Annotated in this window: 10 protein-coding genes; 3 read left to right on the forward strand and 7 right to left on the reverse strand. The window is 69.3% G+C overall.

What is annotated here, in order from left to right; genetic code table 11:
* Positions 1-1,192: MFS transporter (locus tag G3N62_RS21700; RefSeq protein WP_206141296.1), on the reverse strand; the 1,192-nt coding region annotated here is incomplete at its 3' end.
* Positions 1,193-1,262: 70 nt separating this feature from the next.
* Between G3N62_RS21700 and G3N62_RS21705 the strand changes: the two genes are divergently transcribed.
* The gene (locus G3N62_RS21705) at positions 1,263-2,312 is read left to right on the forward strand and encodes an AraC family transcriptional regulator (RefSeq protein WP_124670827.1); all 1,050 of its coding nucleotides are present in this window, start codon (positions 1,263-1,265) and stop codon (positions 2,310-2,312) included.
* 59 nt (positions 2,313-2,371) lie between these two features.
* On the opposite strand, the gene G3N62_RS21710 is transcribed toward G3N62_RS21705, so the two are convergent.
* Positions 2,372-2,542 (reverse strand): hypothetical protein, encoded by a 171-nt coding sequence (locus G3N62_RS21710; protein WP_167361897.1) that lies wholly within the window; start codon positions 2,540-2,542, stop codon positions 2,372-2,374.
* A 69-nt stretch (positions 2,543-2,611) separates the two neighbouring features.
* On the reverse strand, positions 2,612-4,528 hold the full coding sequence (locus G3N62_RS21715; protein ID WP_124670826.1) for a DUF3857 and transglutaminase domain-containing protein: 1,917 nt from the start codon (positions 4,526-4,528) through the stop codon (positions 2,612-2,614).
* 420 nt (positions 4,529-4,948) lie between these two features.
* On the opposite strand from G3N62_RS21715, the gene G3N62_RS21720 reads away from it, so the two are divergent.
* Positions 4,949-5,812, forward strand: coding sequence for a crotonase/enoyl-CoA hydratase family protein (locus G3N62_RS21720; RefSeq protein ID WP_124670825.1), 864 nt, complete (start codon positions 4,949-4,951; stop codon positions 5,810-5,812).
* 48 nt (positions 5,813-5,860) lie between these two features.
* Here G3N62_RS21720 and pdeR read toward each other — a convergent pair whose 3' ends face one another.
* The 4 genes from pdeR to G3N62_RS21740 form a co-directional block, all read right to left on the reverse strand.
* Positions 5,861-7,864 carry a cyclic di-GMP phosphodiesterase gene (pdeR, locus tag G3N62_RS21725; RefSeq protein ID WP_034188366.1) on the reverse strand — a complete coding sequence of 668 codons (2,004 nt, stop codon included), beginning with the start codon at positions 7,862-7,864 and terminating at the stop codon, positions 5,861-5,863.
* A 560-nt stretch (positions 7,865-8,424) separates the two neighbouring features.
* Complete coding sequence (locus G3N62_RS21730) at positions 8,425-12,069, reverse strand: hydantoinase B/oxoprolinase family protein (protein WP_069245827.1); 3,645 nt, start codon at positions 12,067-12,069, stop codon at positions 8,425-8,427.
* 120 nt (positions 12,070-12,189) lie between these two features.
* Positions 12,190-13,488, reverse strand: coding sequence for an MFS transporter (locus tag G3N62_RS21735; protein WP_034188368.1), 1,299 nt, complete (start codon positions 13,486-13,488; stop codon positions 12,190-12,192).
* Between the two features lie 84 nt (positions 13,489-13,572).
* Positions 13,573-14,346: a putative hydro-lyase gene (locus G3N62_RS21740; protein WP_034188369.1), complete on the reverse strand. Its 774-nt coding sequence runs from the start codon at positions 14,344-14,346 to the stop codon at positions 13,573-13,575.
* Positions 14,347-14,552: 206 nt separating this feature from the next.
* Between G3N62_RS21740 and G3N62_RS21745 the strand changes: the two genes are divergently transcribed.
* Positions 14,553-15,485 (forward strand): LysR family transcriptional regulator, encoded by a 933-nt coding sequence (locus G3N62_RS21745; protein WP_011356169.1) that lies wholly within the window; start codon positions 14,553-14,555, stop codon positions 15,483-15,485.
* Positions 15,486-15,620: the final 135 nt, after the last annotated feature.

The raw sequence follows: 15,620 nt of genomic DNA on the forward strand, positions 1-15,620 counted from the left end.
TCACGCCGACGCGCTTCGGCACGCCGGTCACGATCGTCGCGACCGCGACCGCCAGCACGACGGCCGCGCCGACGAACACGCCGGCCGCGCCGTTCGCATCGAACACGACGCCGCCGACCGCCGCGCCCGTCGCGATCGCCAGCTGGATCGCCGCGACGATCAGCCCGCCCGCGCTCTCCGCTTCATCGGGCACGGTGCGCGTGACCCACGTCGACCACGCGACCGGCACGCCGCCGAACGCCATCCCCCACAACGCGACGAGCACCGCGTCGATCACCGGCGCGCGGCCGAGCACGACGAGCGCGATGCCCAGCACGACCATCAACGCGGGCATGCCGATCAGCATCGGCCGCAGCCGGTGTTCGAGCACGCGGCCGGCCAGCGACGTGCCGACGAAGTTCGCGATGCCGTAGCCGAGCAGGATCGCCGACAGCCCGTTCACGCCGACACCGGCCACCTGCTCGAGGAACGGCCGCAGGTACGTGAAGAACGCGAAATGCCCGGTGAACACGAGGATCGTCGCGAACATCCCGAGGCCGACGGTCGGCCGGCGCAGCACGTCGATCAGCGTGCGCAGCCGCGTCGTGCCGCTCGGCGGCATCGACGGCAGCGTGAGGAGCTGCGACACGAACGCGACGCCGCCGAGCACGGCCGCGATCAGGAACACGTTGCGCCAGCCGATCAGGTGGCCGAAGTAGCTGCCCATCGGCGCGGACGCGATCGTCGCGACCGCCACGCCGCTGAAGATGATCGACAGCGCGCGCGGCACCATCGACGTCGGCACGAGCCGCATCGCGGTGGCCGTCGCCATCGTCCAGAAACCGCCGAGCGCGATGCCGAGCACGACGCGGCCGATCAGCAGCATCGTCAGGTTGGGCGCGAACGCGACCGCCAGGTTCGACGCGACGAGCAGCACCGAGAACACGAGCAGCACGCGCCGCCGGTCGATCGTGCGCGTCAGTGCCGAGATCAGCAGGCTCGTGACGAGCGCGACCGTCGCGGTGGCCGTGACGGCCTGCCCGGCCACGCCTTCGGTCACGCCGAGGTTGTCGGCCATCGGCGTCAGCAGGCTCGCGGGCAGGAATTCGGCCGTGACGAGCCCGAACACGCCGAGCGCCATCGCGAATACCGCGCCCCAGGCCGGTTCGCGGGGGGCCGCCGTCGAGGCGGCCGAGGAGATTCCGGGATTCATGCGTGGTTCCGTGTCGGTTAGGGAAAGTACTGATGAGGGCGTATCGTAAGGAACCACGCCAGGACGGTCTATGACATACAATCCGTGCTTATTGATCGAACGTCCGAATCTCGCTATGTCCGAGCCCCTTCTGCCCCCGATTCCCGACACGCACGACCTCGTCAGCGAGCTGCTGCTGGGGATGCGCCTCAGCGGCGTGCAGTACCGCCGCATCCAGGTCGCGCGGCCGTTCGGGCTGAACTTCGGCCATGCGCCGGGCCGCGCGCAGTTTCATTTCGTCGTGCGCGGGCCCGTGCTGCTGCGCGACGCGTCGGGCGCCACGATGCGGCTCGAGGGCGGCGACGCGATCCTGCTGCCGCATGGCGGCATGCACGCGCTGGTATCCGATCCCGATGTGCCGTGTCGCGAGATCAACGGCTTCGAGGTCGCGAAGCTCTGCGATACGGTGGCGTCGGTGGCGTCGGCCGGCGTGTCGCCCGCGACCTGCGCGACGACGGAACCGGGCGCCGGCGATGCGCTGATCTTCAGCGCGTGCATGGAGCTCGATCTCGGCGGCATGCAGCCGCTGGTCGGCACGATGCCCGAGTTCATGCACGTCGGCACGCTGCTCGCGCGCTACCCGGAAATCCGCCCGATGCTCGATGCGATGGAGCGCGAAGCATGCACGGCGCGCGCGGGCTTCGCGGGCATCCTCGCGCGGCTCGCGGATGTGGTCGCGGCGTTCATCGTGCGCGGCTGGGTCGAGTGCGGCTGCGGCGACGCAACGGGCTGGGTGCAGGCGCTGCGCGAACCGAAGCTCGGTCGCGCGATCGTCGCGCTGCATCGCGAGCCGGGCCGCAACTGGAGCGTCGCGGAGCTCGCGACCGAAGCGGGCGTGTCGCGCTCGGTGTTCGCCGAGCGGTTTCTCGCGGCGACCGGGATGACGCCCGTGCGCTACCTGACCGAGTTGCGGATGCGGCTCGCCGCGCAGTGGATCGCGCGCGACCGCGAGACGATCGAAGCCGTCGCGTACCGGCTCGGCTACGGTTCGCTGGCCGCGTTCAGCCGCGCGTTCAAGCGCGTGGTGGGCAAGCCGCCGGGCGCGGTGCGCGCGGAGGGCGACCTCGGTGTCGAAGCGTAACGCCTGACGCGCGGCGCCATGCATTGTCGCCTGGCGTCAGGTTGGCGTCACTTCGGCGTTCAGCCGCCGCTGCGCGCGTCGAGCCTGTCGACCAGCGCCGTCGCGCATTGCACGGCAAGCGCCGCGCACTGCTGCGCATTCACCGTTGCACCGGTCGCGATCGTGCCCTGCACGATCCGCCCCAGCAAGTCCTTCGAGAGCTCGGCGATCTCGTGATCCCGTTCCGTCATGATGTCCTCCCGCACGCTGGCCGGTTGCGGCCATTCGCCCGTGCGTAGCGAACGTCGTGCCCGCGCCGCTCAACGCGGCTTCGCCCGCACGACGATCTGCGCCTGCGTGTCGCGTTCGATGCGTTCGAGCGCCCCACGCAGCGCCGCGAATTCGTCCGGCGTGCACACCTGACGACCGAAATCCGCCTTCATCCGCCGCGTGACCTGGACGATGCGCGCGGCCGCATCGAACACGTAATGCGACGTGAACGCGACGAAGCGGTCGTGCACGTCCGCATCCGTCGGCAGGTCGGTGACGACGACATCCGCCGGCAGTGCAATCTGCCCGGTCTCGTCGAACGTGCCGCCGACGCAGCCCCACGGCTGCGTACGCACGGGTTCGGCCAGCCAGTTCTCGACCTGCGTCGCGATGCCGCCCGTGAGGCTCGACAGCGCGGGCAACGCGGTCGTGCCGTCGGGCCACACGAAATGATCGAGCGTGCCGGTGACCGTCACGTCGAACGGCCCCTCGGTCACGCGCCGGTCGCCGGTCGACAGTTGCGCGCGGCCGCGCAGGCCGCTTTGCCTCAGACGCTCGGTCGCCAGCGCGTCGATGCGATCGTGCGGCGCCCGGCGAAACAGGTTCCGCTCGAGTTCGGCCGTCCAGCCGCTGTCCTCGACGTATGCATTGAAACGCGCGACGCCCGGTTGCGCGGCGTCGATCCCGACCCGCGCGATGCGGCCGCGCGGCTGCGTGGCCGGCGTGCGCGACAGCACACCGGTGTCGACGAGCAGCGCGGGACGATCCATCACGATCGGCGGCAGGTAGCCGAACGCGATGCCGGCCGTCGTCGTGTCCGCATAGAGCGCGAGGTCGGGCAGCCACGTGATCGCATGATTGATCGCGCCGCCGCCGTAACCGGGTACCGACGGCAGCGTGTAGACGGCGCCGAGATTGATCAGCACCGGCTCGCTGCGAATGCCGACCGCCGCGAGCAGCGCGCCGAACAGCGCGACATGATCCTTGCAGTCGCCGTAGCGGTTGCGCAGGATGTCCGTCACGCGATGCGGCGCGGCGGCCGTTTCGCCGAGAAACAGCCCGACGTAGCGCACGTTCGCCTGCACCCAGTCGTACAGGATGCGCGCCTTGTCGCGCGGATCGGCGGCCTCCGCGGTGAGCGCGCGCGCCAGTTGCACGACGGTCGGATCGCCCGCGCTCGGGTCGACGGCCGCGTTGCGGTAGCGGGCGGCGAAGGCCGCGTAGTCGGGCAGCGTCGACACGACGAGCCGGTCGCCGTAGGTCGGATAGCCGACCGCGCCGCTCTCGATGCGGTCGTACGGGCCGTGCCGGTAATCGAATTCATAACGCGTGCGGCCGTTCGCCGTGACCGGCGGCAGCGCGACGTAGCCGCGCGCGTCCGCATGCAGCGGCATGTCGGCCGGCACGTCGAAGATCAGCCGCTGGCTGTCGACGGGCTCGCGCGACGGCTCGACGTAGTAGCCGAAGTAGCCGGGATTGACGGGTTTCGTGCGCGTCTTGCGGAACGCCACGCGCGTGCTCGATCCGGCTTCGACGCCGGGGAACACGACGGTGCGCAACAACCCGTCCTGGAACGTCGGCGCGCCGGCCGAGCGCGGCTCCTGCACGTCGCGGATGCCGTCCGCGCCGACCGGATGCGCGACGCCGTCGCGATCGATCGTCTCGGCCGCGAGCAGATCGACCTGCTCGAGATGCTTGTCGAACCACACGTAGCGCTGCGCGACCGCGTCGATGCCGTTCGCATTGTTCGCGCGCAGTATCGAATCGTCGTGCTCGTCGAGCGAGCCGTCGTGCTGGATCACGAATTCGTGGACGTCGCTGACGAGCGTGACGGGGGCTTCGTCTTCCGCGCCGGACGACTCGCGCGAGTCGTGCGAGTCGTGCGTGCCGGCCGCGGCGATTCCCGCGCCGAGCGCAACGGCGCAGGCGAGCAGACAGCCGGCCCATCGGGAAGCAAAACGTGCCACGTCGCGACTCTCCGCGCGTTCGTTACCGGGCGTCGGGACTGCGCGCCCACGCGACAGGTCGTACCCGCATGACACGCGCATGACGGACCACCCGCCCGATGGCCGTCGTGCGATCCAGTGTGGGTGACGTGCCGGCGAGCGTCAAGCCGTGCGGCCCATCGCCGTCTCCCGACTTTCCGCGCGTATCGGCGCCGTCCGGCACGCCGGCCGTCGCCTCCCGATCCCGATCCGTTCGCCCGCCCTATCCGTCCGAACGCCATCGATGCCCGCGTCCCGGTCGTGCGTTGTTCCCCGCAGTTCGTCTTTTGTGCGCGCGCAACAATGGCGATGCCTCGCGCCCGGCGCCCGGCGGGCAACCCGATTCCCCGCGTGGCGCCGGGCGCGATGGTCTTCAAGAACCACATCTCACGAGGACATACCATGCAACTCCAATCCCATCCGGCGTGCCGCCCGTTTTACGAAGCCGGCGAACTGTCGCAACTGACCGCCTTCTACGAAGAAGGCCGTAACGTCATGTGGATGATGCTGCGATCGGAGCCGCGGCCGTGCTTCAACCAACAACTCGTTACCGACATCATCCATCTCGCGCGCGTCGCACGCGACTCGGGCCTCACGTTCGACTTCTGGGTGACGGGCTCGCTCGTCCCCGAGCTGTTCAACGTCGGCGGCGACCTGAGCTTCTTCGTCGACGCGATCCGCAGCGGCCGGCGTGACCAGCTGATGGCCTACGCGCGCTCGTGCATCGACGGCGTGTACGAGATCTACACGGGCTTCGGCACCGGCGCGATCTCGATCGCGATGGTCGAGGGCAGCGCGCTCGGCGGCGGCTTCGAGGCCGCGCTCGCGCACCACTACGTGCTCGCGCAGAAGGGTGTGAAGCTCGGGTTTCCCGAGATCGCGTTCAACCTGTTCCCGGGCATGGGCGGCTATTCGCTCGTCGCGCGCAAGGCGAACCGCGGCCTCGCGGAATCGCTGATCGCGACCGGCGAGGCGCATGCGGCCGAGTGGTACGAGGATCGCGGGCTGATCGACCAGACGTTCGGCGCCGGCGACGCGTATCTCGCGACGCGCACCTTCATCGACGTGACGAAACCGAAGCTGAACGGCGTGCGCGCGATGCTGCGCGCCCGCGAGCGCGTGTTCCAGCTGTCGCGCTCGGAGCTGATGGACATCACGGAAGCGTGGGTGCATGCGGCGTTCACGATCGAGCCGAAGGACCTCGCGTACATGGAACGCCTGGTGATGCTGCAGAACCGCCGCGTGTCGAAGCTGCGCACGGTGTAATGGAACCGGCGCCGCCGCGTACCGGCGGCGCCTGGGCGGGCACGAGGCTCAGGCGATCAGCCTGAGCTTCCGCGTCTCCGCGAGCCACGCCTCGAACGCCTGCGCCGGCATCGGCCGCGCGTAGTAGTAGCCCTGCGCGTGATCGACGTCGAGCTGCTTGAGGAAATCGGCTTCCGCATGCGTTTCGACGCCTTCGGCGATCACCGCGAAATTCAGCGCCTTCGCGAGCGACACGACCGAGCGCACCAGTGCCTGCGAGCGCGGGTTGCGGTCGATGCCCGTGATGAAGGTGCGGTCGAGCTTGATCGCATCGAGCGGCAGGCGCGACAGCTGCGACAGCGACGAATAGCCGGTGCCGAAATCGTCGAGATGGATCTCCGCGCCGAGCTGGCGGAACTGCCGCATCAGCCCGATCGCGGAATCCTCGTCCTCGATGAAGCAGCTTTCGGTCAGCTCGATGTCGAGCAGGCCGGGCTTCAGCCCCGCGCCGTCAAGAATCGACGCGAACTGGTGCACGATGTTCATGTCCTGCAACTGCCGCGCGGACACGTTCACCGCGATCCGGATGCCAAGCCCCTTCGCCTTCCATGCGGCGGCCTGTGCGGCCGCGGTGCGCATCACCCAGCGCCCGAGCGGCGCGATCAGCCCCGACTCCTCCGCGAAACGAATGAACTCGATCGGCGCGACGAGCCCGCGATCGGGCGACTGCCAGCGGATCAGCGCCTCGACGCCGTGCACGTCGCCCGTCGCGATATCGACGACCGGCTGGTAATGCAGCACGAACTGCTCTTCCTCGAGCGCCTTGCGCAGGTTCGTGTCGAGCCACATGTACTTCGCGACCTTCTGGTTCATCTCCAGCGAGAACACGCGGTACGTGTGCTTGCCTTCCTCCTTCGCGACGTACATCGCGGTGTCGGCGCTGCGGATCAGCGTCTCGAGCGAATCGCCATGCTGCGGATGCATCGCGATGCCGATCGAGCAGCTCGTGTAGACCTCCATCAGCCCGAGGTGGATCGGCGTGCGCAGCCGTTCGAGGATGATCTGCGCGGTCGCCTCGAGCAGCGGCCGCGTGCCGTGCTCGAACAGCACGAGGAACTCGTCGCCGCCGAGCCGGGCGAGCGTCGCGCCGGACGGCAGGCAGCCGCTGATGATCGACGACACGTCCTGCAGCAGGCGGTCGCCGGTGATGTGACCGTAGTGATCGTTGACGCGCTTGAAGTTGTCGAGGTCGAGGAACAGGATCCCGACCTGGCCGCGCGTGTCGGGGCTCTCCGCGTCGATCGCCGCACGGATCCGCTCGCTGATCGCATGGCGGTTCGGCAGCCCGGTGAGCACGTCGGTGTTCGCCAGCTCGGTGAGCCGCTGCTGCGCGTTGCGCTCCTCGGTGATGTCGATGCCCGAGCAGATCAGGAACTGCTCGTCGATGCCGCTGCCGCTCTGCACGAACTTGTTGCGGAACTGGAACAGGCGCGGCCCGTTGACCGTGTTGATGTAGCGCTCGACCGCGTACGACTGGTTGCTCGCGAAAAAGCCGGTGATGTTGGTGCGCGACTGCGCGCCCTGCTCGGGGCTCATGAACAGCTCGAACGCGCTGCGGCCGATCACGTCGACCTCGCGCTTGCCCGTCACTTCCTCGCACAGCCGGTTGAAGCGCTGCACCATCCCGTTGCGATCGAGGATCACGACGAGCGAATTGACTTCGGACACGACCTGCTCGGCGAAGGCGAGCCCGTGCGACAGATCGTCGGCGACGGATGCGGTATCGGAATAGGCGGACGCCGTGCCGGCCCAGTCGGTCGTGTTGACCTTCCTGCCGACCAGATGGAGGCTGACCGGATTGCCGAACAGCGCGATGTCGAGCACGAGATGCGACGTGACGCCGGTCAGCGCACGCACGCGCGCGGCCTGCTCGACCGTCAGCGCAACCGCCACGTTGGTCAGGCCGCGCACGGCGGCCAGCTCGAGCGCGTTGCTGTCGCTGCCGAGACGCCAGCAGGGGCTGCGCGTACCGACATGCGCCTCGAGCACCGCGCTATCGTTTTCGTCATCCATGGACACGCCCCGATCCAGAAAAAAACGCACAGTGTAGACGGAGGCGAGCGGGCCGACCGCCCTGCCCGGGCCGCGCCGAGCGCGTTCCGGCAGGTCAGCCGTGATTGCCGTGACAGCGGGCCTCGTCCCGTACTTGTTTCCAGCTACTGCGACCGGCGTTCGCGCGTGACGCGCGCAGGTTTTGCCAAACGAATGATGAGAGCCATCTTATCAAATGACGATGAGGATTGGCACTCACATTTAGAGCAGAGTGTCAAGGAATCGGGACTCGATTGGCAAGCGGGATTTTTCATGATTTGCGGCCGGCGAAAGACCCGGTGCGGCACGGCGCAACGGCGTGGCGGAATCGGCTGAATGCCTTGCTGGTCATGGGTTTGCGGTCGACGCGGAGCGATCGCGGCATGGCACTGGCGGCACCCCTCAGACAGGGTCGGATCGCATGCCGGCGCACCGGATTTCGGCCATTTTTGATTCCGTTTGTGCGTGAATTCGTTGTTTTATTCCACAGTCCGTTGCAATGATTTCAGCCCGGCGCGGCCGCCCGCGCCGGGTCGCACGAATCAGCCCGCCGCGCCGTACCCGCCGCCGCCCGGCGTTTCGACCACGAATACGTCGCCCGGCGCCATCTGCGCGCGGCCGATATGGTCGAGCGCCTCGACCGTGCCGTCCGCCCGCTCGATCGTATTGCGGCCGAGCGCGCCGGCTTCGCCGCCCGCCGCACCGAACGGCGCGTGGATCCGGTTGTTCGACAGGATCGACGCGGTCATCGGCTCGAGGAAGCGGATCCGCCGCACCGCGCCGTCGCCGCCGCGCCAGCGGCCGCCGCCGCCCGACCCGGCGCGGATCCGGTGCGAGTCGAGCCGCACCGGGTAGCGCCATTCGAGCACCTCCGGATCGGTCAGCCGCGAGTTCGTCATGTGCGTCTGCACCGCGCCGACGCCCGCGAAACCGTTGCCTGCGCCGCTGCCGCCCGCGATCGTCTCGTAGTACTGGTAGCGATCGTTGCCGAATGTGAAGTTATTCATCGTTCCCTGGCTCGACGCGACGCAGCCGAGTGCGCCGTACAGCGCGTTGGTGATCGCCGACGACGTCTCGACGTTGCCCGACACGACGGCCGCCGGATACTCGGGGTTCAGCATCGAGCGGGCCGGCACGATCACCGTCAGCGGCTTCAGGCAGCCGGCGTTCAACGGGATGTCGTCGCCGACCAGCGTGCGGAACACGTACAGCACGGCGGCCATGCAGACGGCCTTCGGCGCGTTGAAGTTGTTGTCGAGCTGCGCGGACGTGCCGGTGAAATCGATCTCGGCGCGCCGCGCCGCGCGGTCGACGCGGATCGCGACGCGAATCTCCGCGCCGTTGTCGAGCGGATAGCGGTACGCGCCGTCCTGCAACGCGCCGATCACGCGCCGCACCGCTTCTTCCGCGTTGTCCTGCACGTGCCCCATGAACGCGAGCACGACGTCGCGGCCGAACTGCGCGACCATCCGGCGCAATTCGTCGACGCCCTTCTGGTTCGCGGCGATCTGCGCACGCAGGTCGGCCATGTTCTGCTCGACGTTGCGCGCCGGGTACCGGCCCGATGCGAGCAGCGCGCGCGTGTCCGCATCGCGCAGCACGCCGGCCGACACGAGCTGCCAGTTGTCGATCAGCACGCCCTCCTCGTCGATGTGCGTCGAATCGGGCGGCATCGAGCCGGGCGTCGTGCCGCCGATGTCCGCGTGGTGGCCGCGCGAGCCGACGTAGAACAGCGGCGCGTCCGAGCCGTCGGCGAATACCGGCGTGATGACCGTCACGTCCGGCAGGTGCGTGCCGCCGTGATACGGGTCGTTCAGCATGTAGACGTCGCCGTCGCGCATCCGGCCGCGGTTGCGCTCGATCACCGTGCGGATGCTCTCGCCCATCGAGCCGAGGTGCACGGGCATGTGCGGCGCGTTCGCGATCAGGTTGCCGTCGCCGTCGAAGATCGCGCACGAGAAGTCGAGCCGCTCCTTGATGTTGACCGAGTACGCGGTGTTCTGCAGCCGCAGCCCCATCTGCTCGGCGATCGACATGAACAGGTTGTTGAAGATCTCGAGCCGCACCGGATCGGCGTCGGTGCCGAGCGAGCGGCGCGTCGGCAGCGGCGTCGTGCGCGTCAGCACGAGGTTGCCCTGCGTGGTCATCTCGGCGCGCCAGCCGGGTTCGACGACGGTCGTGCCGTTCTGCTCCGCGACGATCGCCGGGCCGTCGATCGCGTCGCCGGCCAGCAGCGTGTCGCGCACGTAGAGCGCCGCGTCGTGCCACTGGCCGCCGGAATGGAAGCGCACCGCGGAATCGGCGCGCGGCGCGGTGCCGTCGCCCGCCCCGCGCGGCGCGAGCGGCGCGATGTCGACCGGCGCGTCCGAGCGGCCGATCGCCTCGACCGACGCCAGTTCGGCGACGAGCGGCGTGCCGGGCATCAGGAACGCGTAGCGCTGCCGGTACGCGGCCTCGAACGCCTGCTGCATCGCGTCGACGCTGCCGGCCGGCACGTCGAGCGCCGAATCGGTGCCCTGGTAGCGCAGGTGCACGCGCCGCTCGGTCGCGATCCGCTCCGGCGCGACACCCTGTTCGAGCAGCGCGCCGACGGCCTCGTCGGCCAGCCGGTCGAGCGCCGCGTTCAACGCGGGCAGCGATGCGTCGGACAGCACGGCCTCGACCGCACGCTCGCGCATCGCGGTCTGGTCGGCCAGGCCCATCCCGTACGCCGACAGCACGCCCGCGAGCGGATGCGCGAACACCTGCGTCATCCCGAGCGCGTCGGCCACGCCGCACGCGTGCTGGCCGCCCGCGCCGCCGAACGTCGTCAGCACGTAGCGCGACACGTCGTGGCCGCGCTGCACCGAGATCTTCTTGATCGCGTTCGCCATGCTGCCGATCGCGATCTCCAGGAAGCCTTCGGCCAGCGCCTCGGGCGTCTCACGCCGCCCCGTCGCCGCATGGATCTCGTCGGCGAGCGCCGCGAATTTCGCGACCACGCCGTCGCGGTCGAGCGGTTCGTCCGCATGCGGGCCGAACACGCGCGGGAAGTAATCGGGCTGGATCTTGCCGAGCATCACGTTGCAGTCGGTGACCGTCAGCGGGCCGCCGCGCCGGTACGCGGCCGGCCCCGGGTTCGCGCCTGCCGATTCGGGCCCGACGCGCAGCCGTGCGCCGTCGAAGCCGAGCACCGACCCGCCGCCGGCCGCGACCGTATGGATGCTCATCATCGGCGCGCGCATCCGCACGCCGGCCACCTGCGTCTCGAACTCGCGCTCGAACTCGCCGTTGTAGTGCGACACGTCGGTCGACGTGCCGCCCATGTCGAAGCCGATCACCTGGCCGAAGCCGGCCGCGCGCGCCGCGCGCACCATCCCGACGATGCCGCCGGCCGGCCCCGACAGGATCGCGTCCTTGCCCTGGAACGCGTCGGCGCGCGTCAGCCCGCCGCTGCTCTGCATGAACTGCAGGTTCACGCCCGGCATCTCGTGCGCGACCTGCTCGACGTAGCGGCGCAGGATCGGCGACAGGTACGCGTCGACGACGGTCGTGTCGCCGCGCGACACCATCTTCATCAGCGGCGACACCTCGTGCGACACCGACACCTGCGTGAAGCCGATGCGGCGCGCCAGCTCGGCCAGCGCGCGCTCGTGCGCGGTGTAGCGGTAGCCGTGGATCAGCACGATCGCGAGCGCCCTCACGCCGCTGTCGAACACGCGGCGCAGCGACGCTTCGGCACCCTGAACGTCGAGCGGCACGACGACGTCGCCATGCGCGCCGACGCGCTCGTCGATCTCGACGACGGTCTCGTACAGCGCGTCCGGCAGCACGATGTCGAGATCGAACAGGCGCGGCCGGTTCTGGTACGCGATGCGCAGCACGTCGCGAAAGCCCTGCGTCGTCGCGAGCGCGGTGCGTTCGCCCTTGCGTTCGAGCAGTGCGTTGGTCGCGACCGTCGTGCCCATCTTCACCATGTCGACGCGCGCGGGCGTGATCGGCTCGCCGGCCGCGAGGCCGAGCAGGTGGCGGATGCCGGCCACGGCCGCGTCGCGGTACTGCTCGGGGTTCTCCGACAGCAGCTTGTGCGTGACGAGCGTGCCGTCGGGCCGGCGCGCGACGATGTCGGTGAAGGTGCCGCCGCGGTCGATCCAGAATTGCCAGCGCGCGGCGTCGGAGGGAACGGAGGAAAGGTGTCGGTCAGTCATGATGTCGGGTCGAGGCGTCGTTGAATCGAGGGACGAGCGCCGCCGCACGGCGCGCGTCGCACGCCGTGTCACGGTCTCGATGAAAGGGGAAGCAGGACGAAGGGCGGGCCGCCCGGCCGCTTACGCGGCGTCGAGTTCGCGGCCGCGGGTCTCGGGCAGCGTCAGCGCGGCGACGATCACCACGCCGTACGCGGCGACCGCGAAGATGCCGATGCTCGTGCCGAGCCCGTACTGCTTCGACAGCGCACCGATCAGGAACGGGAACAGCGCACCGATCGCGCGGCCCACGTTGTAGCAGAAGCCCTGGCCGGAACCGCGCACGCGGGTCGGGAACAGCTCGGTGAGGAACGCGCCCATCCCCGAGAAGATGCCCGATGCGAAGAAGCCGAGCGGGAAGCCGAGCCACAGCATCGACGCGTTGGTCAGGTTCAGCGACGTGTACGCGAATGCGATCACCATCGAGCCGACCGCGAACAGGATGAAGTTCGGCTTGCGGCCGAGGCGGTCGGTCAGGTACGCGCTCGTCAGGTAGCCGACCCACGAACCGAAGATGATCATCGCGAGATAGCCGCCGGTGCCCATCACCGTGAGGTGACGCTCGGTCTTCAGGAAGGTCGGCAGCCACGTCGTGATCGCGTAGTAGCCGCCCTGCGCGCCGGTCGTCAGCAGCGCCGCGCGCAGCGTCGTCGTGATCAGCTTCGGCGCGAAGATCTCGGTCAGGCGCGGCGCGTCGGCCACCTGTGCCTGCGCGGCCTTCTCCTTCTCGTAGACGTCCGGCTCCTTCACGTAGCGGCGGATCGCGACGACCAGCAGCGCGGGCGCGAGCCCGACGAGGAACAGCGCGCGCCACGCCTGCTCGGCCGGCAGCACCGAGAACAGCAGCGCATACAGCAGCGCGCAGAGCCCCCAGCCGATCGCCCAGCCCGACTGCACGAGCCCGACGGCCTTGCCGCGGTCGCGCGCGCGGATCACTTCGCCGATCAGCACCGCGCCGGCCGTCCATTCGCCGCCGAAGCCGAAGCCCATCAGCGCACGCGCCGCGAGCAGCTGGTGGTAGTTCTGCGCGAGCCCGCACAGCGCGGTGAACACCGCGAACCACAGCACCGTGAGCTGCAGCGTGCGCACGCGTCCGATCCGATCGGACAGGATGCCGGCGATCCAGCCGCCCGCCGCCGACGCGAGCAGCGTGACCGTGCCGATGAAGCCGGCGTCCGCGAGCGAGATGCCCCACGTCGCGACGAGCGTCGGAATCACGAACGACAGCATCTGCGTATCCATCCCGTCGAGCATGTAGCCGACCTTGCAGCTCCAGAATGCGCGGCGCTCGCGCGACTGTGCGTCCGCGTACCACGAGAACAGGCCGCTGCGCGCTCGGCTCGCGGGCTCCGCGGCGGGTGCCGCGAGGGTCTTGCTTTCCATGGTGGTGCTCCTGTCGTTATGCGCGTTCGAATGGCGATCGGGCGTGCGGGGTATCGGGCTTGGGCCGTCCATCGGCCCCTGAATTCAGAAAACGGCCAGCGATGCGTTCGTGATGTCGGTCATCAGCATGTGGCCGGGCGTATGCGCGATCGCGATCGGCAGCTTCGCGTCCATCAGCGCGGTTTGCGGCGTCACGCCGCATGCCCAGAACACCGGCAGTTCGTCGTCGCGGATCGTCACCGCGTCGCCGAATTCGGGGGCGTCCAGATCGGCGATGCCGAGCGCACGCGGGTGGCCGATATGGATCGGCGCGCCGTGCACGCCCGGGAACCGGCTCGTGATCTGCACCGCGCGGATCGCGTCGGCGCCGCGCATCGGCCGCATCGACACGACCAGCTGGCCGCCGAAGATGCCCGCGCGGCGGTTCGCGATCGACGTGCGGTACATCGGCACGTTACGCCCCTCCTCGACGTGACGCAGGCCGATGCCCTCGCGGGCGAGCATGTCCTCGAACGAGAACGAGCAGCCGATCGCGAACACGACGAAATCGTCGCGCCACAGCGCTTCCAGCGACTCGACGCGCTCGGTCAGGCGGCCGTCGCGATAGACGTTGTAGCTCGGCACGTCGGTGCGGATGTCGAGATCCTCGCCGAGCGCGTCGATCCGGAACGCGCCCGGTTCGCCGACGCCGAGCAGCGGGCAGGCTTTCGGATTCGCCTGACAAAAGCGCAGGAAATCGTGCGCGTACGCGTCGGGCAGGATCGCGAGGTTCGCTTGCGCGAACGGGCCGCAATGGCCGGCGGTCGGGCCGCGGAATGCGCCGCTGCGCACGGACTGGCGGAATTCGGAAGGCGTCATGAGGTTCTGTCGCGGATCGGGTTGTCGTCGGGATGACGGTGATGTGTCATCGGTTACGGCGAAGAATAGAAAGGAAAAAAATTGACCGCCAACGAGTTTTTTTGCACTTCTTGTATAGAATTTCTTAACGCACCCTCGGGTTTCCCCCGGTCCCGTTCACTTTTCCTCAGCGGCAAGCTGCGCATCGCCCCTTCGCCCGATCCGCCATGAACACGCGTTTTCTCGAAACCTTCGTCACGCTCGCGAAGCTGCGCAACTTCCGCACGACGGCGGCCGCGCTGCATGCGACGCCGGCCGCGATCTCGCAGCGCCTGAAGGCGCTCGAGGACGAACTGCAGACGGTACTCGTCGATCGCGACAGTCGCGAATTCCGGCTCACGCCGAACGGCGAGTACCTGCTCGGCTATGCGAAGGCCGTGGTCGAGGCCACGCAGGAACTGCAGGCGGCCGCCTCGGGCGAGAGCGCGCTGCGCGGCAAGCTGCGGCTCGGCGTGATCGAGACCGTCGTGCACAGCTGGCTGCCGCACTACATGCGGCGGCTCGCGGCCGACTACCCGCAGCTGGAGATCGACCTGACCGTCGACGTGAGCGTCGTGCTGCAGCGCCGGCTGATGGCCGGCGAGCTCGACCTGATCATCCGCGTGGAGGGCAGCGACGAGGCGTCGGTCGTGTGCGACGCGCTCGCGAACTACCCGGTGCGCTGGATCGCCCGCGCGGGGCTGCTGCCGAACACGCGCACGGGCCTCGCGCGGCAGGTGCTGCGCCAGCCGATCCTCACGTACGGGCGCGGCACCGCGCCCCATCGCGCGCTGGAGGACATCGTGCGCACGCTCGCGCATGCGCACGGCGTGCCGCTGTCGGACACGCGCATCACCGGCTCGCCGTCGATCTCGGTGATCGTGCAGCTGGTGCGCGACGGTTTCGGCGTCGCCGCGATTCCGGTGCTGTTCGTCGACGCGCTGATCGAGAGCGGCGAAGTGGTCGAGCTGCCGCTGCAGCCGTCGCCGCCGTCGATCGTCGTGTCGATGTCGCGACGCGCGGACGCACCGCGATTCGTGCACGGCGCGTCGATCGCCGCGCGGGCCGCGTGTCACGAGTACTGCGAGAAGAGCAAGCGGTTGCTGGTCGAAGCGCTGTGACGTTGCAGCGGCCGATGACGCGCGTTCGACATCGCCGCGGGAATCGCCCACAATCGCCTTCGGCGCGTCCGCACCATCGCGCCCTCCATCGAGAATGACGGCACGGCCGGCCGGCATTCATCGCTTCGCATGCTC

It is taken from the genome of Burkholderia sp. Tr-20355 (assembly GCF_017104685.1).
GTDB lineage: Bacteria > Pseudomonadota > Gammaproteobacteria > Burkholderiales > Burkholderiaceae > Burkholderia > Burkholderia seminalis.

Coding starts and splice junctions, on each gene's coding strand:
- G3N62_RS21720 (WP_124670825.1), top strand. CDS start 4,949: ATGCAACTCCAATCCCATCCGGCGTGCCGCCCGTTTTACGAAGCCGGC.
- G3N62_RS21745 (WP_011356169.1), top strand. CDS start 14,553: ATGAACACGCGTTTTCTCGAAACCTTCGTCACGCTCGCGAAGCTGCGC.
- G3N62_RS21710 (WP_167361897.1), bottom strand. CDS start 2,542: ATGACGGAACGGGATCACGAGATCGCCGAGCTCTCGAAGGACTTGCTG.
- pdeR (WP_034188366.1), bottom strand. CDS start 7,864: ATGGATGACGAAAACGATAGCGCGGTGCTCGAGGCGCATGTCGGTACG.
- G3N62_RS21735 (WP_034188368.1), bottom strand. CDS start 13,488: ATGGAAAGCAAGACCCTCGCGGCACCCGCCGCGGAGCCCGCGAGCCGA.
- G3N62_RS21740 (WP_034188369.1), bottom strand. CDS start 14,346: ATGACGCCTTCCGAATTCCGCCAGTCCGTGCGCAGCGGCGCATTCCGC.
- G3N62_RS21730 (WP_069245827.1), bottom strand. CDS start 12,069: ATGACTGACCGACACCTTTCCTCCGTTCCCTCCGACGCCGCGCGCTGG.
- G3N62_RS21705 (WP_124670827.1), top strand. CDS start 1,263: ATGACATACAATCCGTGCTTATTGATCGAACGTCCGAATCTCGCTATG.